Here is a 26,741-nt window from a genome sequence, read left to right as displayed (position 1 = left end):
TTATGCTTAAAAAGGCGGAGCCTAAACCACTACGTTGGCAACGAAATAAATATTCTCCACTAGCACGACAACTAGACATTTTTGGCTCAGCAGCAGCATTGATGTTTTATTTGTGGTGGGATAGTATATTTAAAAACGATTCCACTTTACATAAGAAACGTCGCGCTCAGTGGTTAGTTAATACTCTGCTAGATTTAGGGCCGACATTTATTAAGATTGGACAGGCATTGTCCACTCGTGCTGATTTGCTACCCCTAGAATATGTGGAGGCGTTGGGACAGTTACAGGATCGGGTTCCTGAGTTTAGCGACATACAAGCGATCGCTTTAATTGAATCCGAACTCGGCAACTCTATTCATGCTTTGTATCGGGATTTCGATCGTTTTCCCATTGCTGCTGCGAGTTTAGGACAAGTACACAAAGCACGACTGCACACCGGGGAAGATGTAATAGTCAAAGTACAGCGTCCGGGATTAGAAAAGTTATTCAAATTAGATTTTCAAGCTTTAGGTAAACTTGTCCGGTTTTGTCGGCGCTATTTGGCTTGGACAAGAAAGTATGAATTAGAAGCAATTTATAGTGAGTTTTTTAACCTTCTTTATCAAGAAATTGACTATATCCAAGAAGGGAAAAACTCCGAACGCTTTGCTACCAACTTTAGCGATTATCCTCGGATTCTTGTCCCGAAAATTTATTGGCGTTACACCACAACCAAAATTTTAACAGCGGACTATTTACCGGGAATAAAGGTAAACGATCGCAAAACAATTGAAGCCTGTGGTTTAGATCCTAAGAAAATTAACCAGCTTGGTATTTGTTGTTACTTGAAACAATTATTACTAGATGGCTTTTTTCAGGCAGATCCCCATCCGGGAAATATGGCTGTCAGTCAAGATGGTAGCCTGATTTTTTATGATTTTGGCATGATGGCAGAGTTGAAGTCACTTGCTAAAGATCAGATGATTAGGACGTTTTTTGCAGTATTAAAAAAGGACACCGACGAGGTACTTGATACCTTAATTGACATGGGGTTAATTGTGCCAGTGGCAGATATGACCCCGGTACGAAGATTATTAACATTTATTTTAGATAAATTTACGGAAAAGCCTATAGATATAAAAGCTTTTAGTCAAATGAGTACAGAAGCTTATGCCATGTTTGAGCAGCAACCCTTTCGTTTGCCGGCTCAGATGACATTTATATTAAAATCGTTGACTACTCTGGATGGCATCGCTAGGTCGTTAGATCCTGAATATAACCCAGTAGCAGCTGCTCAACCTTTCATTAAAAGTATCACTATCTCTCAAGGAAAAGGAACGCTAATCGGGGAATTAGCCAGACAAGCTAGGGATTTCGTTAAATATAAATTGCGACAACCTAACCCAACCCAAATTGTAATCCGGCGTTTAGAAGAACGAATTGAACGAGGTGAATTGCAATTGCGGGTGCGAACAGTTGAGAGCGATCGCGTCCTCAAACGTATTAATCTAGCTATTAAAAGCCTAATTTATGCCTGTTGCACTGGCTTCAGTTTGATAGCTGGCGTGATGCTGCTGTCACTGCCTGGGTATAGTGGCTTGGGTGTAGCTATTATGACTTTATCTGGAATCTGGTTCTTGGTGCTGTTGCGATCGCTACTTCTTCTCGGCGTTAAAGAAAAAATTGACAAACTCACTGAAAAATAGCTTAGGGTGGACGCCTACCCTATATCTATCTAGTTTGTCTGGCATATTCCCTATTCGCCTTTATATAAATTACGTCCCTGTAAGGCTTTAAATTCTTACAGGGACGTGATTTAGATTATTTAGTTTTAGTACCCCCAGGGGAATTCGAATCCCCGTCGCCTCCGTGAAAGGGAGGTGTCCTAGGCCTCTAGACGATGGGGGCCTGTCCTTTGCACTTTTATTAAGATAGCCAATAAAAATGGTTATGTCAACATTTTTGTAGAATTTTTTTCTGGCGGGCGAGGGAAGGATGCGATCGCTACCCAGCAAGAGGTGATTTAAAGCAAGACATGATTTAATAAGACGATCCCTACAATTGCCCTCTCTAGAGCTGTTAGAACAGAAATAGTATTCTATCTCCTCACAGTCAATGCTGACCCATCACCGCAAACCAGTCTGTCTATCACTTGTATCTACCAATCTTCCGGTTTGGTCTACAGTTGAAACCTCTGCCACACTCTATCAAAAAGACAAAGAGCGGTTTCATCTACTGCTCACGGAACCCTCAATCGGAGAATGGGAACCTAGCGCCAAAAAGCCTGCGCCTGGTGACGACCAAACGACGGTAACTCCACGACTCTTGTGGCTAGAAATCTCGCCTTACCGGGTAATTATGACCATGCAGGGAAACGGCAAGTTGAGTTATCGTCACCTGTGGGAGCGGGGCATTTATGGACTGAGCCGCTATTGGTTGCACAGCGAGTCATTAAGCGGTTCTGGACAGCTACGTTTGAGGAATTTTACCCGGAGTTTGACGCTAGAAGGGCGTGTTTTACCGGAGCATCTGCGGCTGGAGTACGAGTTGTGGTCAGAGAAGGTTGAGTTGGGTAGCTATATTTTGAACCTGGAAATTCATCATTAGTTTTTGGCTAATGGCTAATGGCTGATAAACAATTAGCCATTAGCCACTAGCTAAAAACTAAACGTGGTGCGGAGGGTGCCAATAAAAATATCATCATTGGCAGCGTTATGGTCGGGAGCCGTCAGCCAAATTATTCCTGGTGTAAGGGAGATATTATCCGTCAGCTGGTATTGATAGAAAGCTTCCAGATGCAATGAGGTGTCCGGGTCTGTGATACCCAGCTGGCTGAGGCTTTCAGCCTGATTTGTGACTTTCGGCTCCATGCCAATAATTAAACCCGCCAGATTGCCTTTTTTCCCCAAGTCAGGAAAAGCCAGCGTTAAAGCCCAGTTCCAAATACTAGCATCCCCTCGCTCGATTACTCGCGCCGCTGTGTAACCAGCCCATCCCCCCACTACAAACTGGGGACTAATTTGAAAGGAAGCTTCTACGCCATAAGAATTGGTAACAACTGAGAAACCTAGTGGATTTAACAAATTAGCTAGGTTAGCATCATTGCTGCCCGTTTGCAGGTCGTTGTTATAAGCGTGAACATAGGTTAAGCCAATGCTTGCGCGATCGCTTGGCTTAAATAATACTTGTGCTAAGGCACCATAAGAGCTATTAAACAAACCACCGCCAGCAGCAGGATTGTCAGCGTCACCAGCTAAATAGCCTAAACTTAGTTCCAGTTTGTCGCTGAAGCTGTGCCTGACACCCACACCAGCACCTTCAACTTGATAATAAATGGAAGGGCGTGTCCCAAAGCGAGACAAAGCACCGCTGCCACCATCCCCGTCTAGATAAGGATTAACGGTATTGGTAAAATCTGCGGCATCAGCATTAGCAGCTACAACGACTTGCGTGTTGTTGTTAATTGGGAACTGGTACAGCAGCTCATCGATAACCACATCATTACTGGTATCGCCAGCAAAAGCCAAGTCGCCTTCGGGTGTCAGGGTGCGGTTGGAAAGAGAACCAAGTCCTTCTGCCTGAAGTCGCGTCAAGAGTAAGTCTCTACCTGTGAAGCTGGTTTCTAAGTTTAGGCGCGTCCGATGACCGAAAATCGTCGCGTCGTCGATATCTTTACCAATAGCATCTTCTCCTGTGGGAATAGTGGCAACTCCAAAGATGACTTCTCCGGCGAGTTTGGTGGTTTTGGAAAATGCAGTCAGTTCTAGTTCCACAGTCCGCGCAGTTACTGCATCGACTTTCCCGCGCAGGATAGCTAGTTCTAGGGTATATTCTCCTTCTAAGCGTTTTAAAATCGCTAAGTCTTCTTTGCGGATGGCATTCGGGCCTGGGACAGCCAGCACCTGAGTAATCCGATCTAAGGTGGCTTTTACGGCGGCGGCAAATTCATAACGGCTTAAGGATCTGTTGCCCCGAAATGTGCCATCTGGATAGCCGCTAATTATACCATATCTCTCTACTAAAGAGCGCAGCGCTTCATAAGCCCAGTCACCGGGTTGAACATCCCTAAGCTGGGAAATGTTAGTCACTTGACTCATAGGGTCAGTGTCTTGGTCAATTTCTTCCAAGCTTTGTTGGTCAATTTGTTCCAATACTGTTGGTGTTTCGTCGATTGGCTTATCTGAAGCCACCAGAGTCACTGATGTTTCTGCCTCTGGTGGGGTTTCCTCTGGAGGGGAGTATCCGAATGTAGATATATCGCCCCTCTCCCCTAGCGCCTCACGCAGAAAGGGAGAGGAGGCAGAAAATGTCACTTCCCCGTCAGGGGGTGTTGCTGCTAATACTGGATGGAAGATCAAGGTAGGGGAAAGGTAAAAAGGCAAAAGCCAAAATAAATTAGTTGTTACTTTTACTTTGTTGAGAGGATTAGGTAAGATTTGAGACATTTTTAACACCACTTCTCACACTATTCAACTTTCTCGTACATTGTCGATTTTCAGGCTGTTTGTGGCGTTGTGGAGAAATTAAAGAATTTTCTTAAGCGCAGAGACACAGGTACACGAGGCAAATAGGCGCTGTCCCAGCCAATACATCTTTTGATAACAATAAAAAACATCCTTAGAGATTATCCTTGGGAGGCGGGAAATATAAGCGCGATCGCTGCTAAAACAAAGAAAGAACCACCACCATAAAACAACTATGACACCAAAAACTACGCGCCGTGTTTTCTTGGCGACAAGTATGGCTGTGGCGGGGGGAATCGTCGGGGGTGCGGCGCTGAAACAACAATCTACACCAGCATCATCCGATGGGGTGCCAGCGACAGCAACAATGCCAGAACGGGTACTGGGTAGTACGGGGGTGCGCGTTCCTATTCTGGGTTTGGGTGGTGCGGGTCAGACACCGCTATCTTGGGAAGGGAAGGAAAAGGAAGCGATCGCTCTGATTCAACGTGCTTTAGACTTGGGTATTCGCTACTTTGATACGGCAGATAGCTATGGCCCTAGTGAAGACTATCTAGGCAAAGTGCTGCCAGCACATCGGGCGCGACTCTTCCTTGCTAGCAAGACGGCTCAAAGAGATAGAGATGGGGCTTGGCGTGCATTAGAGCGAAGTCTAAAACGTCTAAACACAGATTACCTTGACTTGTGGCAACTCCACCACGTCTCTTTTGAACAAGAACTAGATACAATCTTTGGGCGCAACGGTGCGGTTCAAGCTTTAGAAGAGGCAAAGCAGCAAAAACTGGTGCGTTTTGTGGGCATCACCGGACACCACGAAGGGGCAATTATTGCTGAAGGTTTGCGTCGCTATGCCTTTGATACAGCGCTCATCCCGGTGAATGCCGCCGATAAACACCACCCGCGTCCGTTTATACCTGCTGTGCTGCCCGTGGCGCGAAGCAAGCAGATGGGAGTAATTGCCATGAAGGTTCCAGCCTACGGGCGATTGTTTAAGCCTGGTGTGCTGGACGGAATGCACCAAGCGCTGGGGTATACGCTTTCAGTCCCCGATGTTCATTGTGCTGTTATCGCTGCTGAAGATATTTCACAGTTGGAGTCGAATGTCAAGGTGGCGCAGGCATTTGAACCACTGTCTGAGAATGCGATCGCCCAAATTGAGCAACGCACTGCGGCTGCTTGGGAAGATAACACTTTCTTTCGCGCCTGGACTTGAGTGTTTTTGAAGCATTCCAGGTGCTAAGAGTTGTCGCAATTGACTGATAACCTATTATGGGTTATTTTTTTCTAAGTTCGACAGGAACCTTGTCTTGGGCAAGTTAAAGGTAAGCGTGGCAGTAAAGGATGAGAGAAAAACTACCGCTGGATCGGATTTTTCTGGGAAATTGCATAGAGTTACTTGGCAGTTTGCCAGACGAATGTGTTGACTTGGTGGTATCCTCACCCCCATACAATCTTGGTAAAGAATACGAGGCAAAGCAGGCTCTTGAGATTTATCTAAAAGAACAAACCTTAGTGCTACAAGAGTGTAGCCGAATTCTCAAAAATACAGGGTCGCTGTTTTGGCAGGTCGGTGCTTTTTCGGAGCGAGGGATGTTAATTCCGCTTGATATTCGCTTTTTCCCCATTTTAGAATCATGTGGATTGATTCCAAGAAACCGAATCATCTGGGCTAGACAACATGGACTTCATGCCCAAAAGAAATTTTCCTGCCGGCATGAAACAATCCTCTGGTTCACAAAATCCAATGAATATACATTTAACTTAGACGCGATTAGGGTTCCTCAAAAGTATCAAAATAAAAAGCACTATCGGGGCGATCGCAAAGGACAATTATCATGCAACCCTGATGGAAAGAACCCCGGCGATATCTGGATGTTCCGAAACGTGAAACACAACCATGAGGAGCAAACGATACATCCCTGCCAATTCCCCGAAGACTTAATAGCCCGAATAGTTTTAGCTACCACTCGAAAAGGTGAAGTAGTTTTTGATCCCTATATAGGTTCAGGCACCGTAGCGGTTGTTGCTAGAAATTACGAACGACATTTCATGGGGGCAGAACTAGAGTCAAAATATCATCATGTGGCGCTTCGGCGTTTATGTGGGGAACCTGACGATAACAACTGTTTCCCGAACTTGAAAACTCTTCGGGATTATGTGGAAAAAACTAGCTTGCCAATCGAAAAATTCCGGTTTGATATGCAAGTAGGTAAAAAGCCATCGGAACGAAGCAAGGCAAAGATATACCCTGAAGAACACCACTTGCAGGAGATGCAAGAGCGATTGTTTTATGAAGAAGCTGCTTTCGCTGCCGATTTGCGGGAGCAAGAGCGTCCTATAGATTTAAAGCTAAATGGAAATGGTAAGAAGACACCAGATAAAACAACATTGGGAGAGCAAATTGAGCTGGAATTGTGGAGCTAACCTGTTATGGGTTATCTGAGTTGAAGAACACAACGTCTGCGTGCCGAAAGCCCTGAATTTATCAGGCATTGGCGATATCCCTGTGCCACAATCTTTCTGGAAGTAGGCTTCTCGTACACAGTCCATTTGACTGGTATATTTTCATTTTTTGCCTCGAATAAGCCGACTAGCCTGATTGGTACGTCAAATACTTTATTTTGGGCTAAGGCTGTTAACTGGTTAACAGCTTGTTCGTAGTAAAGACTGCTGTTTGAAGCTGGAAACATCTGGGATTTTGTGACAATAACTACAGCCTTTGTGGGCTGTCCTACAAAGTGCGTCCCAGCCTTAAAAAACAACTCAGATCGTAAGGTATTGTTTGGGAGAAACGCATAGTGGGAAAACTGAACCTCGACAATCGCACCAGTTTTGCCAAAGTCAATATCTTTGCCCAAGAAGTCATACTCTGCTGGAATCAGAATCTTCGACCAGCCAAGCTTGACCAAGGCAGATTTAATGTATTCATTTGTTCCTACTGGGTCGAAGATTGGATTTCCTTCAATTCCCGCCTGGCCGGAAGCTTTAAGATGTAGTGGCATAGTGGTGAGTACACTGTGCAGCTCGTTCCATGTAGCGTTACATTGGCTACTAATGACAGTGTTTGCAGCGTTGAAATCCGTAAACTGAATAAGAATTGCTACTCTCCCTGTTTGTGTCTTAGCAGTTTTTCGATGAAGACTGTCGGGTTGATCTGGAGTGCTTCGGCTACTTGCAAGAATTCGATTAAGTCCAAGCGACGTTCTCCGCGTTCATACTTGGAGACGTAAGATTGTGGGCGTTCTAGCTTTGCAGACAATTCCGTTTGAGTAAGTTTAGCAATTTTGCGAGCCTCGATGAGCATCTGACGAAAGCATTTGTATTCCTCACTGAAGACAGATTTAGGCACAAGTTTTGCCTTCTCTTTGGCTTCACCTAGTTGCTTGCGATCGCAATTAGTCTCGCTTTGCTGCCAGACTGGAAATAAAGCGAGACTATTTGCGCTTACGCAAGTGGTACGAATTAAATCCTAAAACCTGATATGGGATAAACCCAAAATAGGTTATTTCAGCCGAGTTAAAGGAAAACTAAGCGATCGCGTTTTGATTTACTTGACCTAATTTGATATTTCAATTGGATTGCGTAGGTAAATGGAGTTAATTGCTCTTGTGGCTAACAAGACCATCTACAAGGTCTACAACGGATGAGCTATTGACAATAATTGATAATAAATACTCGGAAACAATCGGTTCATGACAGACCGTCCGCACAACAATACTGAATGGAATCGTCGCACATTTCTTAAGGTGGGAATGGCAGGAATCGGTTTAACCGGAGCAGCGATCGCTTTCAAACAGTTATCCCAAGTGAACTCCAAAGCACGGGTAATAATACCGCCTTTGCCCAGCGATGCTGCGATGGCTAGTGGCATTAATCCAATGGCGGTGCTGCGGGATTTTGATTATGGCACGATAAAGCAGGAAAACGGACGGCAAATTCGGGAATTTCGCATTATTGCTGATAATTCCACGCTTCAGCTCAATAGTGCTGTTGCTTTCAACGCCTGGACTTTTAACAATCGCGTACCGGGGCCAACGTTAAGAGCAAAAGAAGGCGATCGCATTCGAGTTCTTTTCCTCAACCAAGGCGGACATTCCCACTCAATGCACTTTCACGGTTTCCATCCCTCAGAAATGGATGGGGTGAAACCCGTGCGACACGGTGCAGCAACAGTTTATGAGTTTGACGCGGAACCTTTTGGAGTACATTTGTACCACTGCCACACCAAACCAGTTACGCGGCATATTGGTAAAGGACTCTACGGGATGTTCATCATCGACCCGCCTAAAAGTCGTCCCCCGGCGGATGAAATGGTGCTGATGATGGCTGGCTATGACATTGACGACGATCGCCACAATGAACTCTACGCTTTCAATGGCCTGCCAGACTACTACATGATGCACCCAATCCCGATTTACCAAAATCAGCTGATTCGGCTATATTTGCTGAACATGATTGAATTTGATGTGGCAGCAACGTTTCATCTTCATGCAAATATGTTTCATGTGTATCCCACAGGAAGGACTCTCAAACCTACTGAGGAAACCGATGTAATTACGATGGGAACTGCTGAACGGCACATTCTGGAATTTAGCTTCCGGTATCCGGGGAAATATATGTTTCATCCCCATCAAGATTACATTGCCGAAGCAGGCTGCATGGGTGTCTTTGATGTCATTGAAAAAGGTAACGCCTAGTGCCTCTATGTTAGTCAGATATTTTTCAAAAACTGTTGACAAAATTATCAACAATTTGGCAATGATTCATACTTAGCTTTTGATAAGCTTTTATAAAAATCAGTGCTAGCACCTCCAAGTTTGATAAGAAATTGTGAAGAATTAATATGAAGTTTATCTTTCGTTTTTTCGCTCTTGCCTTTGCCGTCGTTAGTCTGCTAATTCTGAGCAGCTGTAGTCAGACACCTTCCACAAGTGACACCTCAAAGACAAACACGGCACCTGTTGCTAGTTCCAGTCCGGTCGCCACAACAACCCACAGCAATCATGGCGGACGGAAAATTAACATCAACAGTGCCATCCTGTCCGAGTTGGATAAGTTAGAAGCAAAATTAGGCGTTCCAGCGCTGTCGAATAAAGTTCAGGCGAGTCGTCCCTACGGTAGCACTGAAGAATTGGTTTCTAAAAAAGTGATTAGCCAAGAGCAATTTGACCAAGTTAAAGATATGGTCACAATTGAGGATGTGGTGCTGGCTGGAGAAGCAAAAGATGTTGATTATATGACAAAATTAGGTTTGATGAAAGGTCATCTTGTGGTTGCTAAAGAACTTCTAGATCAGCAAAAACCCGAACAGGCAGAACCTCACATCGGACACCCAGTAGAAGAGATTTATGTTGATGTGGAAGCCCAACTCCAAGAGCGAAATGTCAAAGAGTTTAAGACAACTTTGATCGGGTTGCAAGATTTGGTGAAGTCTAAGCCCAAGGATGCCCAAATAAAGAATAATTTTGAAGCTTCCATGCAGGCGGTTGATGGAGCAATTCAAGGTTTGCCCGAACAAGAGCGCCAGTCACCGGAATTTGTGCTACAGGTAGTTAACGGGTTGCTAGATGCGGCAAACTCGGAATATGGAGCAGCGATCGCTAACGGGAAAGTGTCCGCCGCAATTGAGTATCAGGACTCGCGGGGATTCGTGAACTATGCTGACCAATTGTTAAACAATGTCTCTGACCAAATGGCGAAAGAGAATCCGGAAGCTCAAAAAGCGATCGCATCCAGCATGACTGAACTCAAAACCGCGTGGCCCTCGGCTGTTCCTCCCACTGCACCAGTGAAAACTCCAGAGCAAGTTTCCCAATTGGTTAAAACAATTGAACAAAACGCGCAAAAAGTAATTAAATAAGTTGTAGAGACGCGATATATAGCAATTCAAGGATTGGGTGCGATACATCTGTAAGGTCATGGCAATGCCATGTCCCTACCAAGACCGCCCGAAGGCCCCAATTGCGATATACCTCACCCAACTGAGAAACGCTATATCGCGTCTCTATTCAAAACTCAGACGCGATGTATCACGTCTTTACTAAAAACTGATGAAAGAGCTTGACCAAAAAAAGACCACCGACCTGCTGAACTCAATCATGGAATTTGAGCTAGCTGGTGTCGTGCGCTATACTCACTATTCCCTAATGGTGACTGGCCCAAACCGGATTCCGATTGTAGACTTTTTTAAGTTGCAGGCAACAGAATCTTTAACCCACGCTCAGCAAGCTGGAGAAATTCTCACAGGCTTAGAAGGTCATCCCAGCCAGCGGATTGCTCCCATTGAGGAAACCTACAAACACTCAGTACAGGATATTTTGCGGGAAAGCCTGAACCACGAGAAAAAAGCTTTGGATCTGTATAAAGATTTACTCGAAACGGTTCAAGATGCCAGTATTTATCTGGAAGAATTTGCCCGCACTATGATCGGCACAGAAGAAATGCACAACATTGAAATTAAAAAGATGTTGCGTGATTTTAGTTAAAAGCTAATGGTTTATTGCTAATCGCTAATTGTAACTAGCCATTAGCAATAAACCATTAGCTTTTAACAATTAGGAATTAGCAAATTATGGATTTTACTTCTGCCTTCCCGACATTTTTAATTACCTTGAGAGAAGGTGTCGAAGCCGCTTTGGTGGTGGGAGTTGTGCTGGCTTGTCTGAGAAAAGCTAAACAGAGCCAGCTTAATTCTTGGGTTTATGCTGGGGTTGTGGTGGGACTTGTGGCGAGTGCTTTGGTGGGAGTGCTGCTTGGGGGCGTAAGTCAAGCCCTTTCGAAATCAAACAGCCCCTATGCGCCAGTTATGGAGACCTTGCTGGAGGGTATATTCAGCGTGATAGCGATCGCTATGCTTAGCTGGATGCTCATCTGGATGACGAAGCAAGCACGATTTCTGAAAGCTCAAGTTGAGGGATCTCTAACTGATGCCTTGAACCAAAATACTAATGCTGGTTGGGGTGTCTTCAGTTTAATCTTTATTGCAGTGTTGCGAGAAGGCTTTGAAACTGTTCTGTTTATTGTTGCCAAATTTGAACAAGGTTTGATTCCAGCCTTGGGAGCAATTAGCGGTATAGTTGTTGCTGTTCTTATTGGCGTAGGGTTATTTAAGTGGGGAGTTAAAATTAATATTCGTCTGTTTTTTCAGGTGATGGGCATATTATTACTTTTCATCGTAGCTGGTTTGGTTGTCTCAGCTATGGGACATTTTGACGCAACGGTTGCCACCCTTTCCAAGATGGATCGCAAATCAGCAAGTTTGTGTTTCTATTACGAAAGATTTGCCAAAGAAGCATCGTGTATTTTAGGGCCGATGGTTTGGAATACTACCAAAATATTGCCCCAAGAGAAGTTTCCTGGGTTGCTTCTTAATGCTTTGTTTGGTTATACAGATAGGCTTTATCGGGTGCAAGCGATCGCTTACGTTCTATTTTTAGTCAGCATCGGCGGCATTTATTTGAACAGTTTAAAAGGTCGCCCCAAGGTGGCAGCAGCGAAGCATGAATCAGTGCAAAACACAATCAGTTCCGGACAGGAATAAACTGTTGGTTTTTTGTTCGCCGCTTGCGTCAACCTATAGGTGTTTTTTTGAAAGGGTCGAGTTTTGTGGCTGAAACGCTTATCCCCTTTGAATTTGAGGCGGATGACACCATTCAAGGGGTTGCCGCAAACGCTGCCATCTACACTGTGGCTTGCTTTGAAGGGATTTATAAAAATGTCATCTTGACAACCCGATTCCTGAAACGGTACATTGACTCTAGGTTGACACAAACGAACCTTGAAAACTACATATATCAATACTTCCAGAACCCGGCAGCCGGAAAACCCTTGAATCCCTATCAGGGATTGAAACATCCTAGACCCTAACAACGATGATGAGTTAACGCCGGAAAACCCTTGAATCCCTATCAGGGATTGAAACAGCTCGCGTGGCGGTACGGGATTGTAAGAGTAAGGCCGGAAAACCCTTGAATCCCTATCAGGGATTGAAACCTTGAAAGGGAGAGTTGTTCAGCTCGAATCGGAGGCCGGAAAACCCTTGAATCCCTATCAGGGATTGAAACCAGAGATCAGCGGGTACTAAGGCTACCGGGAAAATAGGCCGGAAAACCCTTGAATCCCTATCAGGGATTGAAACACTCATTTCAGGATGGCGAAGTTATAAAAGTTGCGCCGGAAAACCCTTGAATCCCTATCAGGGATTGAAACTTTTGAGCATTCTGGAGGCGAGATTAGGAAGAGCCGGAAAACCCTTGAATCCCTATCAGGGATTGAAACAATGACAATTGCTTGTGTTTCGACAGTTACCCAGCGCCGGAAAACCCTTGAATCCCTATCAGGGATTGAAACTCAAAGAAACACTCGCCAACCAATGGGGCATTACGCCGGAAAACTCTTAAATCCCTATCAGGGATTGAAACCACGCGCTACAATCTTTTCTTGCTCTGACAATTTGCCGGAAAACTCTTAAATCCCTATCAGGGATTGAAACTGGTGTGTGGCTTATACCGATTGTACTAGGAGATGCCGGAAAACTCTTAAATCCCTATCAGGGATTGAAACAACGGTGAAACCACGGAGCAGCAAGGATTTTGAGCCGGAAAACTCTTAAATCCCTATCAGGGATTGAAACACCAAATCGCGATAGCAAACCGACAGAAGGTACAGCCGGAAAACTCTTAAATCCCTATCAGGGATTGAAACGAATTATTATTCGCTGACTTGCAAGAGGGGCTGCGCCGGAAAACTCTTAAATCCCTATCAGGGATTGAAACAGGGCGCGGTAGTCCATAGAAAATCCCTACAGTAAAAGCCGGAAAACTCTTAAATCCCTATCAGGGATTGAAACACAGCAAAAGGTACATAATGAGGAAATAGTTTTGCCGGAAAACTCTTAAATCCCTATCAGGGATTGAAACTGAAAAGGGTTTCAATCCTCCAGAGGCCTATAGCCGGAAAACTCTTAAATCCCTATCGGGGATTGAAACTCCTTTTGGTATTATTGGAACTATTCCCAGCGGTGAGCCGGAAAACTCTTAAATCCCTATCAGGGATTGAAACAACTTGTAAGAATGTCTACTTGATGTCTACTTGTCCAAGTCGGAAAACTCTTTTTGCCGACCTAGCGATGGAAATGATAGGGGCGCTCATCTTGTAGCGTGTAAGATTAACCATCGGAAATTTGGGGAATCAGTGCCAACATCTTCTCAAATGCCCAATTTGGCGGTAAGTTGACATTGCGGGGGATGGGATGAGACTTTGGCATGAATGCAAATCAAGATTTAATCAGAGCAGCTAAAAAGGGCGACATCAAGCGGATACAAGCATTACTCCACCAAGGCGCTGATGTCAATACTACCGATAGAGAAGGCACCACTGCTTTAATGTTTGCCGCCCAAAACGGCAACACCGAAATTGTACGGATGTTGCTAGACAAAGGCGCTAATATCAACCTTGCCAGAAAACAGTATGGTTTGACGACCTTGATGTTGGCAGCTGCGGCAAATCAGGTTGACGTGGTGCAAACTTTGGTGGCTAGAGGCGCTGACACGAATGCCAAAAACGAAGATGGGAGTACGGCGCTGATGGTAGCGGCGTTCAAAGGTCATGCTTCCGTGGTGCAAATTTTGCTGGATGCGGGTGCTGAAGTAAATGTTAAAGATAAAGTTGAGGATACCGCTTTAATCTTGGCTGTTCAAGAAGGTTATACAGCAATTGTGCAAGCTTTGCTAGATGCTGGTACTGAGGTTAATGCAAGTAGAAATGATGGTGTCTCTCCCTTGTTCCTCGCTGCTGGCTTGGGTCACGCTGACACGGTAAGAATTTTATTAGAACGAGGGGCGGATGCGAATTGTAGGAGAAATGACGGCAGAACTGCCTTAATGCAAGCTGCGGAATTTGGTCGTAAAGATATAGCCCAGTTGTTGTTAGCGAATGGTGCTAATGTCAATGCACAAAACCAAGACGGTGAGACAGCTTTAATCTTGGCAATAGATGAAGGTGACGCTGAAATAGTGCAAGCAATGCTTTGTGCTGGTGCGGATGTGAATGCTAAAAATCCGGATGGTTCAACAGCGTTGATGGCGGCGGCGGCGGTTGGCGATAGCGACATCGTATCAGCTTTGCTCGAAAAAGGCGCTGAAATCAACGCCCAAGATATAGATGGTGAAACAGCTTTAAACTTTGCGGTTGTCGAAGGTTATGACGAAGTTGTGGAGATTTTACTCAACCGGGGGGCTGATGTCCAAACGCGAAACAAGTTGGGGGATACGGCTTTATTAGTGGCGGCGTTGCATGGGAGAAACGCGATCGCATCCTCATTATTACAAAAAAAGGCTGATTTCAATGTCCGAAATTTTGGCGAAACTCCTTTAACGCTGGCAGCATTTCACGGACACAGCGAGACTGTCAAGGTGCTGCTGGATGCTGGTGCGAAGCCGAATACACGCGCCAATGATGGGAAAACAGCGCTGATGAAGGCAGCTATGGCAGGACATACGGGCGTGATGCAACAGCTGCTTTCCTTGGGTGCAGATATCAATCTTCAGGATGATGTCGGTGCGACTGCTTTGATGTGGGGTGTGCAGCGTCATCATGTTCAAGTTGTAAAAGTCTTGCTTGATGCTGGTGCAGATGTGAATTTAAAAAATCAAGGCGGCTACACAGCTTTGATGATGGCACAAATGAATCGATTTCGGGATATAGTGCGATCGCTTAAAGCAGCAGGCGCTGTGGATTAAAACAAAAATAGAGTGCTAGGTATTGCCTAACACTCTAACTGAACTCTAAAAATTTGCGATCGCTTAATCAGTGCTGAAAGCTACTGATTATAATCTTATTTGCGCTTCTTACCGTAGCGCAGTAATGCCAAACCACTCAGCACGATTGCACCCATTGTACCTGGCTCAGGCACTGGTTCCGGAGTTGGAGTTGGTTCCGGAGTTGGGGTTGGGGTTGGTTCCGGAGTTGGGGTTGGAGTTGGTTCCGGAGTTGGGGTTGGAGTTGGTTCCGGAGTTGGGGTTGGGGTTGGTTCCGGAGTTGGGGTTGGGGTTGGTTCCGGAGTTGGGGTTGGGGTTGGAGTTGGGGTTGGAGTTGGGGTTGGAGTTGGTCTTGGTGTACCCTGTCCCGTTCCGCTGTCACCGTTAAAACCATTACCATTAATACTTTGGTAGCGAACCCCGAAGTTACTTAGGGTAAAGCTATTAACGCTGCCGCTGAACGCCAGAATAGGAGAAAAAGTACCAGAATTACCAGTAGTAACACCGCCATTTGATCCCCCTTGACAGGTATTACCATCGGTGAAACATACATCAATATCACCGAAGCCATTAGGAAATGAGCCGCTTCTGTCGTTATCAAAAATTCCAGATACGCGGGTATTTCCAGAACCACTGGGCTGTCCGACTCCCAGCAGGGGCAGGTCAACGTCAAAACCTAAGGCAGAAGTTCTAGAAGTGATACCACCACTAGATGTATTCTTTAGCAATATATCAAAAGCCGCCTCGGTAGTATTTCCAACCGTTGTGAATCCTAGAAAGGTAAATACCGCTTCAGATGAAAGACCAGAAACATTGTTTCTCTCTACGTTGCCACCGAAGAAAACGTTAAAAGATTGATTAATATCACTACTATTAATTGTTACGCTACCCCCGCTGAAGGTAAACGCTGAAGCCGGGAGAGCTACTGCTAAAGAATAAACTCCAACTACAGACAGTGCAGATAGTAAATGTTTTTTGTGCAAGTTAAATATTGTCATCTCTTTTCCTTTGTTTCCGTGCAATCTCTTACTTATGGAACTTTATCCCACTCAAATTAGTCTGTCTATACTTTATCGGTGATTTCATCGTATCTTTACGTAATTCTTTCAGATTACTAACTTTTCATAAACTAATAGCTCTAAGTTTTTATCAGGTTCATTATAAGTTTATGTGAATGTCTGTATTTATGAAATTTCCGTAAAATCAATACGTATTTTGATGATTTGTTTATGAGAAAACATGGAAAGCCCTCGTAAAAACAACTTTTTTACGTAGATTTACGTATGATTTCATTAAGCCATGAAGAGGTAATGTAGTTTTTACTTAAAAAATATAGTCAAAAACTAGGAAAGTTCCGGCAAAGACCTTTCAGGCTAAGTGTATTTACATAACCTGTTAACAGCTACAGCAAAGGATAGTGAGCCAGAAGTAAGCTAGGCTAACCTTTGAGCCTCGCGGATGGTATCAAGCCTGCACAAGCTATAGCAATCCTCGCCAGAGTTGTGATCCAGCCCTTTAGATACGCAACTTCTCTAGGAAGTCGCGTATCTCGCCTTTACGAAACATTTAAGAATGCTATAGATACAGGTAGAAAATAATTAACAAGCTAAGATTTAATGAAAGTAGCCTATAAAATTGGCAATCAGCTAAGCCTTGGGCGTTATCCAGGCTTTCTTCCGGTTGTCTGATACACTATTTTTTCCAAGGCGGTTTTATGAATTTATCTAAAGAGCCTTCTCAGTCGTCTGTCCCCTGGTTCTGGATTGGGATGGCTGGGGTATTTTTGCTGTCAGCGTTTTTGAGGTTTTGGGGATTAAGCCGATTTAACACCCTGGTGTTTGACGAAGTTTATTTTGCTAAGTATGGCAATAACTACTTAACCAATACGCCCTTCTTTGATGTTCACCCGCCCTTGGGTAAATACTTAATCGCCGTTGGTATCTGGCTGAGTCGCCTGCTTCCCTTCGGAAACGATGCACGTAACGAGTTGACGGGTTCTTTGCTTTCTCCTTGGAGTTACCGTTGGCTAAACGCCTTTACTGGTTCTTTAATGCCGTTGGTAGTGGGAGCGATCGCTTATCAGTTGAGTCACCGCCGCAGTTATGCTTTGATTGCAGCCCTATTTATGGCAGCCGATGGTCTGTTCTTGGTAGAGTCCCGCTATGCTTTGATAAATGTCTACCTGATTATCTTTGGGCTACTGGGGCAATTATTGTTCCTGTTGGCGTTGAATAGCGGTGCTGGACGACGCAGGATTTGGTTGGCTTTATCTGGTATCTGCTTCGGTGCTTGCGTTTCTGTGAAGTGGAATGGTCTGGGATTTCTACTTGGTATCTATCTAGTTTGGATATCTGCTTGGGTAATTAGATGGGTAGAAAAGAATAAATATAAAAAATTAAATATTAAAGAAGAAAATTCTGTACTCAATACAGGCGAGGAAATACCCCTACAAGAGTCAGAAAATTTAACTTTCATCCAAAAGCTAACGCAGATTGATTTTAGGCATATGCTTTTTGAGTTGGGTGCTATTCCCGCGGTCATTTACCGCCTAGCTTGGATTCCCCACATACAACTAAATCCAGAACGTGGATTCTGGGAAATGCAAAAGCAAATCCTGGGCTATCATCAACGGGTTGGCGGAGATTTAAGTATACATCCTTACTGTTCTGCCTGGTACACTTGGCCCTGGATGATTCGCCCGGTCGGGTATTTCTTTGAAAAAGTTGGTAAGACTCCAGAACCAGTTTCATCTTTAGTTTCTCCTTTCCCCCCTAGCCCCCCAAAGGTGGTTTACTTGGATGTACACGCTATGGGGAATCCGGCTTTATGGTGGCTTTCAACGGTTGCGATCGCAATATTACTATTGATATTATCCCAGCGAATCATCAGGGCAACTACCAACCATAATCTTTCTTTAGTTCAATCAACGGAGTTTGGGGTTGCCCTATTTTTGATATTAAATTATGTTGCTAACCTGCTGCCTTGGGTAAAAGTGACTCGCTGCGCTTTTCTGTATCATTACATGGGTGCTGCTATTTTTGCCTTTTTGGCGATCGCGTGGATAGTCGATAGCTACCTGCAAAGTTATAATCTCTGGCTTCGGGCTGTAGGAGTCACTATTATCTTTGCGATTTTGCTAGCTTTTGTATACTGGATGCCACTATATTTGGGACTCCCATTGTCTCCAGAAAGCTTTGGAAGTCGTATGTGGTTCCGTTCTTGGATTTAATAGCTAGGGTGGGCATTATCCACCCTACTTATCTATTTATCTGGATTATGAAGTCATTACTGAAAATTTACCAATCTCATAAAAAAGCCCTTTTAGTTCTCTTTGCAACCTGGGCACTTTACTTTTTTCTCATATTTATTCGGATGATTGCATATGAACCGGATGGTTTATATGTTGGGCATAAAAATGTGTGGGGAGACTGGGCGCTACACATTGGCATGGTTTCAATTTTTGCTTACAAAGACCCGCAATATTGGTTTGCTTACCACCCCGTATATGCTGGAGGGAAATTAACTTATCCATTCCTGGTTAATTTTATTTCTGGAATGCTAGTAAGAGTTGGATTTTCGATGGAGATGGCATTTATTATTCCATCGTTGATTTATGTTTTCTTTTTGCTAACTGGTATGTATGCAGTATTTTATATAGTGTTGAAATCTAAAAAGCAAACTCTTGTTGCCATATTTATCTTCTTTCTTTCAGCCGGATTGGGTTTTATCAACTTCTTAAGAGATTTTTCCAACAATCCCAGCCTAAAGATGCTTCTGTATCCAGAACAGGAATACAGTAATGCCATTCCTTATGAAGTATATTCTGGAAATTTTGTTGTCGGGATGCTGATACCGCAACGAGCATTTTTGCTGGGAATGGCACTATCGCTTTGGATAATGACTGGTTTAGTTTATATTCTTTTAAATAGAAAACAAGCTATAGGTAATAGAAGAATCCTGTTTGTATTAGGAACATTAGCGGGATTATTGCCAATTATTCATATCCACAGCTTTATAGTCATTATTGTTGTTACAGGTTCTTTATGCCTTATATCCTATGAAAGATGGAAAGAATTGTTATTTTATGCCGTTCCCGCTATAATTATCTCAATTTTCCTCTATTTGATGTTTATTTCTGGAGGAATTGAGAACCCCCAATTTTTTCAATGGTTGCCAGGATGGACATCTACAGGTGGATTAATTGGTTGGTTAAAAATGTGGATACAGTTATGGGGAATAATGTTACCTATAGCGGTTTTCGGATTTTTCTTGCTGAGAAAGCAGCCTTTAATCATTAAAACCTTCTTTTTTAGCTTTTTCTTATTATTTATACTTGCCAACTTCTTTTTATTCCAGCCCATGCGATTTGATAATACTAAAATCTTTATGTGGGCATATTTAGGTTTTTCCGGTTTAGCCGCTGTTACTCTTTCCTGGGGCTGGAGAAGAGGTGGTAGAACTTTTAGCAGATTTGATGTTGTGTTGATGGCAATTGTACTCACCTTTACAGGTTCGCTGGAACTCATCCGCCTTCAGAGAATTGACCGCAATCAAGTTCAACTGGCTAGCGCTGAGGATATTAAGCTAGGAGCAGAAATCCGAGAAAAAACTGATCCTTTAGCTATATTCCTGACTTCAACAAACCATAATCATCCAGTAATGATGTGGGGTGCAAGATCAATCCTAATGGGCTACCCTGGATGGGTGTTCACCTATGGATTTTTGTATCAGCAAAGAGAAAAGGATGTAGCAGTCATGTTTAAAGGAGGTGCAGAGGCAGAGAAATTATTAAAGCAATATAAAATAAGTTATGTAGCTATTGGCCCTAGCGAGTTAAAAAATCTCCAGGCGAATGAATCTTACTACGCACAAAATTATCCCGTTGCGATTCAGAATCAAAACTATCGGATTTATGATGTGAGGAAATTAGGGCTAAATTCAAACGGCGAACAACAGCTAAATGCTAGGGGCAAAGATTGGAGGGGAAATTATTGAAAATTTTTGTTCCAGGTCGCTTGTGTTTGTTTGGCGAACACAGCGATTGGGCGGGTGGCTATCGCCGGATCAATCCTAATCTAGAAAAAGGCTACACGCTTCTGGTTGGTACAAATCAGGGACTTTATGCCGAAGTTAAGGCAAATCCAACCCAGCTGATTCTACACGCTTCTCTGAGTAACGGCACCCGAAAAACGTTGAATCTGCCGATGGAAACGGAGGTTTTACTTGCGGAAGCTCAAAAGGGCGGTTTTTGGAGTTATGCTGCTGGTGTTGCCTACCAATTTCTTAGTCACTACCAAGTTAAAGGACTTGAAATCGACAATTATCTGACAGATTTGCCGATTCAAAAAGGGCTGTCGTCGAGTGCAGCAATTTGTGTCTTGGTGGCGCGGGCCTTCAATCGCGTGTATGACTTAAAGATGACGGTTCGGGAAGAGATGGAGTTTGCCTATCTCGGTGAAATTACCACGCCTTCGGGATGCGGACGGATGGATCAGGCTTGTGCTTACGGAAATCAACCAATCCTGATGATCTTTGATGGCGATCGCGCTGATGTCATTGAGCTTAAAATACAAAAGAATCTGTTTTTTGTAATTGTGGATCTCGGCGCTGGCAAAAATACGCAGGAAATACTGAGTCAACTAAATCAGTGTTATCCCTTAGCCACCAACGCAGTGCAACAAGATGTACAGAAATATCTTGGTTCAATCAGTTCTCAAATTACCCTACAAGCAGTAGACGCGCTACAAAAAGGAGATGCTGAAGAAATTGGTACTTTGATGGCAATTGCCCAAACCCAATTTGACAAGCATTTAATTCCCGCCTGTCCTTCCCAATTAACCGCTCCTATCCTACATCAAATTCTCAATTATGAGCCACTTAAACCATACATTTTAGGAGGAAAAGGCGTTGGTTCGCAAGGGGATGGCACAGCACAGTTTATTGTGAAAGACGAAGAAAGCCAGCAACAAGTCATCGAAATAATTAACCGGGATTTTCCTCAAATGCAAGCTTTAAGTTTAACAGTTAATTCGGATAAAAAAATTCGCAAAGCCGTGATTCCGGCTGGTGGTTTCGGCACTCGTTTGTTTCCAGCTACCAAAGCGGTGAAAAAAGAACTTTTTCCAGTTATTGATAAAGATGGTCGTGCTAAGCCTGTAATTATGGCGATTGTTGAAGAAGCAATTAGCGGCGGTATAGAAGAAGTTGGGATAGTTGTGCAACCAAGCGATCGCGCACTTTTTGAAGAATTCTTTAAAGCACCACTCTCACCAGAACTTTACAAGAAGCTATCACCCCAAAATCAGGAATACAGCCAGTATCTCCAAGATTTAGGGAGCAGAATTACTATTTTAAATCAAGACGAACCGGAAGGCTACGGTTATGCTGTATTCTGTGCCAAAGAATGGGTAAAAGATGAGCCATTTCTGCTGATGCTGGGCGATCATGTTTACTCATCTGACACTGAAACATCGTGTACTGGTCAAATTTTAGATATTTACGAACAAGCCAATCAAAGTGTTGTTAGTTTGACTACCCTTCCCGCAGAAAGCCTTTATAAGTCTGGCTGTGTTACAGGAACTTGGCAGGAGTTAAACTCAATTCTTTCCGTGACCCAACTCTCCGAAAAGCCGACAATTGAGTATGCACTCCAGCATCTTCGTGTAGAGGGAATTGCAGAAGATCAGTTCTTATGTATATTTGGTTTGTATGTACTAACACCGAAAATTTTTGATTTTTTGGAAGAAAACATCAACAACAACAACCGCGACGTAAAAGGCGAATTTCAACTAACATCCTGTCTCGACAAATTATGTAAAGAGGAGGGAATGACAGGATATGTTGTCAAAGGGAAGTGTTATGACACTGGATTACCAGATCCCTATCGGCAGACGATGATTGATTTTAGAAATGTGTCGTAAATAAAGGATTTGTACTTTCACATGAAAAAGCGCCTGGGAGTCTTGCCGTGTTTCGACCCCAGGCGCTTTTTCTTTTAAACTTGCTCCTCACACAAGAAAAGCATATCGCTGTTCAATTCAAGAATAAGTCTGGAGAGTGACACTTTAGAAAGTGGACACCCTTAAAATTTCTGTCCCATGAAAAAGCGCCTGGGAGTCTTGCCGTGTTTCGACCCCAGGCGCTTTTTCCTTTAAGCTCGCTCCTCACACAAGAGAAGCATATCGCCGTTCAATCTAACAAAATGTATGGTACGTGACACTTTGATAACTGACACTCTTAATGCAAGAAATGACGCATACCAGTGAATACCATCACCAAACCCAATTCATTCGCTGCTTGAATCGAATCTTGATCGCGCATACTGCCGCCCGGCTGAACAATCGACACAATTCCCGCCTCTGCTGCTGTTCGCACCGAATCATCAAACGGAAAGAAGCCATCGCTGGCAAGGGTGGCACCTTGGGACTTTTCCCCAGCTTGTTCTAAGGCAATTTTAACCGAGCCGACGCGATTCATTTGTCCGGCACCAACTCCTAAGGTGGCGCGATCGCGTGTTACTACAATTGCATTAGACTTGACGTGCTTGCAAATCTTCCAGGCAAATAGCAATTCTTCGAGTTGATCTGGAGTCGGTTGCTTTTGGGTGACAACTTGCCACTGGGTGGGGGTTTCCACAACATCATCGGCAGCTTGAACCAGAAAACCACCAGCGATCGCTTTCACTGTATTTTCCGGCCCAGCACCCATATCTGGTAAAGTCAAAACCCGCACCTTAGACTTAGCTGCCAGAATTTCCTGCGCCTCTGGGGTACAACCCGGTGCTACCACACATTCTAAAAATGTTTTCGTTAGCGCTGTTGCTGTCGGTTCATCAATCGGCTTGTTTAGGGCTACAATTCCACCAAAAGCCGAAACTGCATCAGCATTGAAAGCCTTTTCATAAGCCTCAGACAAGCTATCTCCTACAGCCACACCGCAGGGATTCGTGTGCTTGAGAATCGCCGCCGCTGGCTTATCCGTAAATTCGGCAATAATTCGCCGCGCTGCTTCTAAATCGACTAAATTGTTGTAACTCAGTTCCTTTCCCTGGAGTTTTGTCGCCGCCGCCCATCCAGAGGCAACTGTTCCAGTTTGATACCACGCTGCCGCTTGATGGGGATTTTCGCCATAACGTAGAGATTGCAGCTGGTTTCCAGAAAGGGTAAAGCTTGTTCCTTCCCTTTCTTCCCCCTGTTTGCTGGTAAACAGGTGAAGGTAGGATGCGATCGCGCGATCGTAGTCCGCAGTGTGGGAGAATGCCTCGCAAGCACAAGCTTGCCGAAACTCTAAAGATGCCTCTCTACCATACTCTTTTAATTCTTGCAAGTAAGCATCGTACTGAGCTGGATTACACAAAACCGTTAGATGCTGGAAATTTTTTGCAGATGCCCTCAACATAGCAGGGCCACCGATGTCAATCTGCTCAATCGCCTCCGGCAAAGTTACACTCGGTTTAGCAATAGTCTGCTCAAAAGGATATAGATTCACCACCACTAAATCAATCGGACGAATTTGGTGATTTTCCAAATCTGCCACATCTTGCGGCAAATCCCGACGCGCTAAGATACCGCCATGAATCCGGGGATGCAGCGTTTTGACTCGTCCCCCCAAAATCTCTGGAAACCCCGTGTAATCAGAAACTTTCGTTACTTTTAGCCCAGCATCTTTTAGGGCTTTGGCTGTTCCACCACTGCTGATGATATCAAACTCAAATTCCACTAGCTGACGGGCGAAATTGATTAACCCGGTTTTATCAGATACACTCAGCAGCGCTAAACGTGGCATGACGGTAAAACTTTCCCTGTGTCCAACATCATTAAGGATAAATGCGATCGCTCTCCTTTTGCACAAAAAGGCGAACCCTGCCCTCACGGCATGGGCAGGGTTCATTTAGTAGTCTTTAATACTGGAAGGCTTTTGTTATAAAAGGCTTCCAGGCTACTGTTCGCTCTTTTACAGAATTACCCATTAAAGAGGTTCTGGAGGATTTCTACATTAGAAATCAACAGGTAGGCGAATGCCGCGCCGCCAATTCCACCAATCAGAAAACCACTGCCATACTCATTCCAACCTTCCTGTGTTTTCAGGGCAGCGTCGGGAGCAGGTGTTGTAATCGTTTGTGTGGGTTCGGGAGGATTACTAGAGGCATACAGAGATAGGGAAATTGTCAAAATGACAATCAAGCCCACCGTTGACATCAAACCAGCCAAATTCGCCACATCGGTGTCCCGCAGCGGGCCCAGCTTAGCAAACGGGCCAATCAGCCAATAACCATGAGCCATGCCAACTTCTAGTCCGCGGCGGAAGGGTGACAGACCTTTGCGATAGGCTGGCAAGTTATTGATGAAAGCTTTCGTGAAACCGGAAGCATTAATCGGTGTTGCTAAATTGCCATTTTGCGGGTCGCCAGCGATGTGAACAACTTCCCGATTTCTGATATCGCTGGGACGATTTTTTGATTCACTAATTGCTTGTACCATAATTTTCTTCACCTTTAGTGAGGGTAATTTCATTCTATTAGTCATTAGTCATTAAAAGCAGCTAATAACTAATGACTAATGACTAAAAAGCTTACGGCATTGGATGGAAAAGCAGGTCTGGCAAATAGTAGATAAAGAAAGCCAAAAGAGCCGCTTGAACGGATATCCAAACAATACCTAGAACCGGGGCTAGGGAAAGATACTTGATGAAATATTGCAACTGCATGAATTATTCTCCAAAACAAGTCAAAGATTTCAATGAAACCTAGCGAATTGAGACAGGAATCTCATCTTCTTTGGCAGTCAATTTACCAGTGAGTAATTCGTTGACTGCTGCCAAAGGCCAAGTGAAGCCGGAGAGCATCAAGCTTACTGCCCGTGGAACATCAATGATGATTTCTCTCATCTCTGGTGAAGCTTCTTTTTTCACCGATTGGATGTAAGAGCGACCAACCCAACCAATCCAACCTGCGATATATAGAAACAGAATGCCAGGAATGATAAAATCACCAGCACGATTTAGGCGACCATCTACAATTAAGTGGGGTAAACCCTCTGGGCCGCAGTATGCCTGAGCATAACGCTCAAAGCGCTTACGTCCGGAATCTGGGTCGAAGTTAGTCTTACGGGCGTTTTCAGCACGTTGCTGGAACGCTGGGGACTCACTACAAGGCACCAGTCCAGCCACTTCATCAGCAGATGCACTTGGGGCAAAGTTAGCCCAAATACAAATGGCAAAAATCAAAGCTAACAATCGTCTCATAGGATTGTTTCCTTTTGTTACAACTTGACAATGTTTGTGTACAAAACAGGGCGCTCGTTTGTACGAAAGCAATCATGTATCGATATATTAAAGTACCAGTGAATGGCGACCGTATTAGCGATTGAAACAAGTTGTGACGAAACAGCGGTAGCGTTTGTTAAAAATCGTCATATTTAAGTAGCAGTAAATGACAACAGTATTAGCGATTGAAACAAGTTGTGACGAAACAGCAGTAGCGATTGTTAAAAATCGTGAAGTTTGCAGTAGCGTCGTTTCCTCCCAAATCTCTGTCCATCAGCAGTATGGCGGCGTTGTACCGGAAGTAGCTTCGCGTCAGCACGTCGAAACTATTAACTTTTGTGTAGAACAAGCTCTCCAAGATGCTCAAGTTGAATGGGGGGCAATTGATGGAATTGCAGCAACCGCAGCACCGGGTTTGGTGGGAGCGTTGTTAGTAGGTTTGACTACTGCTAAAACTCTTGCTATCGTCCACCAGAAACCTTTTGTCGGCATCCATCATTTGGAGGGTCATATTTATGCTTCGTATCTAAGCGACCCAGCTTTACAACCGCCTTTTTTGTGTCTGTTGGTTTCTGGCGGACACACTAGCTTGATTTATGTCAAAGATTGTGGTGTGTACGAAACGCTGGGGGAAACCCGCGATGATGCTGCGGGGGAAGCTTTTGATAAGGTGGCGCGATTGTTAAATCTTGGTTATCCTGGGGGGCCAGTAATTGACCGACTGGCGCGAGAGGGAAATCCCCAAGCTTATCCTTTACCGGAGGGAAATGTGGGGTTGCCTGGTGGCGGTTATCATCCCTACGATTCTAGTTTTAGTGGCTTAAAGACGGCGGTGTTGCGGCTGGTGCAAAAGTTGCAGCAGCAGGGTGGATTGCTGCCAGTGAAAGATATTGCTGCGAGTTTCCAAGAGAGTGTATCGCGAAGTTTGACTAAAAGAGCGATCGCTTGCGCTGTTGACTACGGTCTTGACACTATCGTTATCGGTGGCGGTGTCGCGGCTAACAGCGGACTGAGAAGCCATCTAGCTGCCGCTGCTGCCACTCGCAACCTGCGGGTACTATTCCCGGATCTCAAGTTTTGCACCGACAACGCGGCAATGATTGGCTGTGCCGCCGCTGAACACCTTAATCGGGGTCATACCTCCCGGTTGACTTTGGGTGTTCAGTCCCGCCTTGCTATTACTGATGTCATGCAGCTTTACTAGGGATTGGGAATTGGGAATTGGGAATTGGGAATTGGGAATTGGGAATTGGGATCAGTAACTCTCTCATTCCCCCAC

21 protein-coding genes, 1 tRNA gene, 1 pseudogene and 1 CRISPR repeat array are annotated in these 26,741 nt (G+C 44.4%); of the genes and pseudogenes, 14 read left to right on the top strand and 9 right to left on the bottom strand.

Annotated features, from left to right (window positions below; all coding sequences use genetic code 11):
- Positions 1-2: 2 nt before the first annotated feature.
- A complete protein-coding gene (locus H6F74_RS26405) occupies positions 3-1,685 on the top strand; it encodes an AarF/ABC1/UbiB kinase family protein (RefSeq protein ID WP_190445075.1) in 1,683 nt (560 codons plus the stop codon).
- A 129-nt stretch (positions 1,686-1,814) separates the two neighbouring features.
- On the opposite strand, the gene H6F74_RS26400 is transcribed toward H6F74_RS26405, so the two are convergent.
- A tRNA-Glu gene (locus tag H6F74_RS26400) sits at positions 1,815-1,887 on the bottom strand.
- Between the two features lie 207 nt (positions 1,888-2,094).
- Between H6F74_RS26400 and H6F74_RS26395 the strand changes: the two genes are divergently transcribed.
- The gene (locus H6F74_RS26395; protein WP_190417592.1) at positions 2,095-2,586 is read left to right on the top strand and encodes a hypothetical protein; all 492 of its coding nucleotides are present in this window, start codon (positions 2,095-2,097) and stop codon (positions 2,584-2,586) included.
- Positions 2,587-2,636: 50 nt separating this feature from the next.
- Here H6F74_RS26395 and H6F74_RS26390 read toward each other — a convergent pair whose 3' ends face one another.
- The gene (locus tag H6F74_RS26390) at positions 2,637-4,424 is read right to left on the bottom strand and encodes an iron uptake porin (RefSeq protein ID WP_190445074.1); all 1,788 of its coding nucleotides are present in this window, start codon (positions 4,422-4,424) and stop codon (positions 2,637-2,639) included.
- A gap of 253 nt (positions 4,425-4,677) precedes the next feature.
- On the opposite strand from H6F74_RS26390, the gene H6F74_RS26385 reads away from it, so the two are divergent.
- Entirely contained in the window at positions 4,678-5,655 is a 978-nt protein-coding gene (locus H6F74_RS26385) for an aldo/keto reductase (protein ID WP_190445073.1), read from the top strand.
- A gap of 128 nt (positions 5,656-5,783) precedes the next feature.
- Positions 5,784-6,866 (top strand): site-specific DNA-methyltransferase, encoded by a 1,083-nt coding sequence (locus H6F74_RS26380; RefSeq protein ID WP_190445072.1) that lies wholly within the window; start codon positions 5,784-5,786, stop codon positions 6,864-6,866.
- Between the two features lie 11 nt (positions 6,867-6,877).
- On the opposite strand, the gene H6F74_RS26375 is transcribed toward H6F74_RS26380, so the two are convergent.
- Entirely contained in the window at positions 6,878-7,444 is a 567-nt protein-coding gene (locus H6F74_RS26375) for a hypothetical protein (protein WP_242022492.1), read from the bottom strand.
- Between the two features lie 98 nt (positions 7,445-7,542).
- Complete coding sequence (locus H6F74_RS26370) at positions 7,543-7,791, bottom strand: helix-turn-helix transcriptional regulator (protein ID WP_190445071.1); 249 nt, start codon at positions 7,789-7,791, stop codon at positions 7,543-7,545.
- Between the two features lie 343 nt (positions 7,792-8,134).
- Here H6F74_RS26370 and H6F74_RS26365 point away from each other — a divergent pair, with 343 nt between their 5' ends.
- From H6F74_RS26365 to H6F74_RS26345, 5 genes are all read left to right on the top strand, one after another.
- Complete coding sequence (locus tag H6F74_RS26365) at positions 8,135-9,139, top strand: multicopper oxidase domain-containing protein (protein WP_190445070.1); 1,005 nt, start codon at positions 8,135-8,137, stop codon at positions 9,137-9,139.
- 146 nt (positions 9,140-9,285) lie between these two features.
- Entirely contained in the window at positions 9,286-10,302 is a 1,017-nt protein-coding gene (locus H6F74_RS26360; RefSeq protein ID WP_190445069.1) for a helix-hairpin-helix domain-containing protein, read from the top strand.
- A 190-nt stretch (positions 10,303-10,492) separates the two neighbouring features.
- On the top strand, positions 10,493-10,927 hold the full coding sequence (locus tag H6F74_RS26355; RefSeq protein WP_190445068.1) for a ferritin-like domain-containing protein: 435 nt from the start codon (positions 10,493-10,495) through the stop codon (positions 10,925-10,927).
- 86 nt (positions 10,928-11,013) lie between these two features.
- Entirely contained in the window at positions 11,014-11,982 is a 969-nt protein-coding gene (locus H6F74_RS26350; protein ID WP_190445067.1) for an FTR1 family protein, read from the top strand.
- Positions 11,983-12,257: 275 nt separating this feature from the next.
- Positions 12,258-13,577: direct repeats of the CRISPR family, unit length 37 nt; unit sequence GCCGGAAAACTCTTAAATCCCTATCAGGGATTGAAAC.
- A 128-nt stretch (positions 13,578-13,705) separates the two neighbouring features.
- Complete coding sequence (locus H6F74_RS26345; RefSeq protein ID WP_190445066.1) at positions 13,706-15,181, top strand: ankyrin repeat domain-containing protein; 1,476 nt, start codon at positions 13,706-13,708, stop codon at positions 15,179-15,181.
- A gap of 95 nt (positions 15,182-15,276) precedes the next feature.
- Here the strand turns inward: H6F74_RS26345 and H6F74_RS26340 are convergent, their stop codons facing one another.
- A complete protein-coding gene (locus H6F74_RS26340; RefSeq protein WP_190445065.1) occupies positions 15,277-16,197 on the bottom strand; it encodes a cistern family PEP-CTERM protein in 921 nt (306 codons plus the stop codon).
- Between the two features lie 716 nt (positions 16,198-16,913).
- Here H6F74_RS26340 and H6F74_RS26335 point away from each other — a divergent pair.
- From H6F74_RS26335 to H6F74_RS31220, 4 genes and pseudogenes are all read left to right on the top strand, one after another.
- The gene (locus tag H6F74_RS26335) at positions 16,914-18,428 is read left to right on the top strand and encodes a phospholipid carrier-dependent glycosyltransferase (protein ID WP_190445064.1); all 1,515 of its coding nucleotides are present in this window, start codon (positions 16,914-16,916) and stop codon (positions 18,426-18,428) included.
- Positions 18,407-20,194 carry a hypothetical protein gene (locus H6F74_RS26330; protein ID WP_190445063.1) on the top strand — a complete coding sequence of 596 codons (1,788 nt, stop codon included), beginning with the start codon at positions 18,407-18,409 and terminating at the stop codon, positions 20,192-20,194. The genes H6F74_RS26335 and H6F74_RS26330 overlap by 22 nt, the downstream gene beginning before the upstream one ends.
- A 209-nt stretch (positions 20,195-20,403) precedes the next feature.
- A pseudogene (locus H6F74_RS31225) lies at positions 20,404-20,697 on the top strand (GHMP kinase); the annotation flags it as partial.
- Positions 20,698-21,201: 504 nt separating this feature from the next.
- Positions 21,202-22,119: a UTP--glucose-1-phosphate uridylyltransferase gene (locus H6F74_RS31220; protein WP_347269560.1), complete on the top strand. Its 918-nt coding sequence runs from the start codon at positions 21,202-21,204 to the stop codon at positions 22,117-22,119.
- Between the two features lie 316 nt (positions 22,120-22,435).
- Here the strand turns inward: H6F74_RS31220 and purH are convergent, their stop codons facing one another.
- From purH to H6F74_RS26305, 4 genes are all read right to left on the bottom strand, one after another.
- Entirely contained in the window at positions 22,436-23,983 is a 1,548-nt protein-coding gene (gene purH / locus H6F74_RS26320; RefSeq protein WP_190445113.1) for a bifunctional phosphoribosylaminoimidazolecarboxamide formyltransferase/IMP cyclohydrolase, read from the bottom strand.
- A 176-nt stretch (positions 23,984-24,159) separates the two neighbouring features.
- Complete coding sequence (locus tag H6F74_RS26315) at positions 24,160-24,678, bottom strand: photosystem I reaction center subunit XI (protein ID WP_190445112.1); 519 nt, start codon at positions 24,676-24,678, stop codon at positions 24,160-24,162.
- Positions 24,679-24,769: 91 nt separating this feature from the next.
- Positions 24,770-24,898: a photosystem I reaction center subunit IX gene (locus tag H6F74_RS26310; RefSeq protein ID WP_190445111.1), complete on the bottom strand. Its 129-nt coding sequence runs from the start codon at positions 24,896-24,898 to the stop codon at positions 24,770-24,772.
- A 45-nt stretch (positions 24,899-24,943) separates the two neighbouring features.
- Positions 24,944-25,441 carry a Photosystem I reaction center subunit III gene (locus tag H6F74_RS26305; protein ID WP_190445061.1) on the bottom strand — a complete coding sequence of 166 codons (498 nt, stop codon included), beginning with the start codon at positions 25,439-25,441 and terminating at the stop codon, positions 24,944-24,946.
- A 187-nt stretch (positions 25,442-25,628) separates the two neighbouring features.
- Here H6F74_RS26305 and tsaD point away from each other — a divergent pair, with 187 nt between their 5' ends.
- Positions 25,629-26,666: a tRNA (adenosine(37)-N6)-threonylcarbamoyltransferase complex transferase subunit TsaD gene (gene tsaD, locus H6F74_RS26300; protein ID WP_190445060.1), complete on the top strand. Its 1,038-nt coding sequence runs from the start codon at positions 25,629-25,631 to the stop codon at positions 26,664-26,666.
- The last annotated feature ends 75 nt before the right edge of the window (positions 26,667-26,741 follow it).

The sequence above is a fragment of the Trichocoleus sp. FACHB-90 genome, from assembly GCF_014695505.1.
GTDB classification, from domain to species: Bacteria; Cyanobacteriota; Cyanobacteriia; order Cyanobacteriales; family FACHB-T130; genus Funiculus; species Funiculus sociatus.
The sequence above is the reverse complement of the archived record's forward strand: the minus strand, read 5'-3'. Positions and strand labels throughout refer to the sequence as shown.

Excerpts from the sequence above, each read along its gene's own strand:
- H6F74_RS26405 (WP_190445075.1), top strand. The coding sequence starts at position 3 with ATGCTTAAAAAGGCGGAGCCTAAACCACTACGTTGGCAACGAAATAAA.
- H6F74_RS26395 (WP_190417592.1), top strand. The coding sequence starts at position 2,095 with ATGCTGACCCATCACCGCAAACCAGTCTGTCTATCACTTGTATCTACC.
- H6F74_RS26390 (WP_190445074.1), bottom strand. The coding sequence starts at position 4,424 with ATGTCTCAAATCTTACCTAATCCTCTCAACAAAGTAAAAGTAACAACT.
- H6F74_RS26385 (WP_190445073.1), top strand. The coding sequence starts at position 4,678 with ATGACACCAAAAACTACGCGCCGTGTTTTCTTGGCGACAAGTATGGCT.
- H6F74_RS26380 (WP_190445072.1), top strand. The coding sequence starts at position 5,784 with ATGAGAGAAAAACTACCGCTGGATCGGATTTTTCTGGGAAATTGCATA.
- H6F74_RS26375 (WP_242022492.1), bottom strand. The coding sequence starts at position 7,444 with ATGCCACTACATCTTAAAGCTTCCGGCCAGGCGGGAATTGAAGGAAAT.
- H6F74_RS26365 (WP_190445070.1), top strand. The coding sequence starts at position 8,135 with ATGACAGACCGTCCGCACAACAATACTGAATGGAATCGTCGCACATTT.
- H6F74_RS26360 (WP_190445069.1), top strand. The coding sequence starts at position 9,286 with ATGAAGTTTATCTTTCGTTTTTTCGCTCTTGCCTTTGCCGTCGTTAGT.
- H6F74_RS26355 (WP_190445068.1), top strand. The coding sequence starts at position 10,493 with ATGAAAGAGCTTGACCAAAAAAAGACCACCGACCTGCTGAACTCAATC.
- H6F74_RS26350 (WP_190445067.1), top strand. The coding sequence starts at position 11,014 with ATGGATTTTACTTCTGCCTTCCCGACATTTTTAATTACCTTGAGAGAA.
- H6F74_RS26345 (WP_190445066.1), top strand. The coding sequence starts at position 13,706 with ATGAATGCAAATCAAGATTTAATCAGAGCAGCTAAAAAGGGCGACATC.
- H6F74_RS26340 (WP_190445065.1), bottom strand. The coding sequence starts at position 16,197 with ATGACAATATTTAACTTGCACAAAAAACATTTACTATCTGCACTGTCT.
- H6F74_RS26335 (WP_190445064.1), top strand. The coding sequence starts at position 16,914 with ATGAATTTATCTAAAGAGCCTTCTCAGTCGTCTGTCCCCTGGTTCTGG.
- H6F74_RS31220 (WP_347269560.1), top strand. The coding sequence starts at position 21,202 with ATGCAAGCTTTAAGTTTAACAGTTAATTCGGATAAAAAAATTCGCAAA.
- purH (WP_190445113.1), bottom strand. The coding sequence starts at position 23,983 with ATGCCACGTTTAGCGCTGCTGAGTGTATCTGATAAAACCGGGTTAATC.
- H6F74_RS26315 (WP_190445112.1), bottom strand. The coding sequence starts at position 24,678 with ATGGTACAAGCAATTAGTGAATCAAAAAATCGTCCCAGCGATATCAGA.
- H6F74_RS26305 (WP_190445061.1), bottom strand. The coding sequence starts at position 25,441 with ATGAGACGATTGTTAGCTTTGATTTTTGCCATTTGTATTTGGGCTAAC.
- tsaD (WP_190445060.1), top strand. The coding sequence starts at position 25,629 with ATGACAACAGTATTAGCGATTGAAACAAGTTGTGACGAAACAGCAGTA.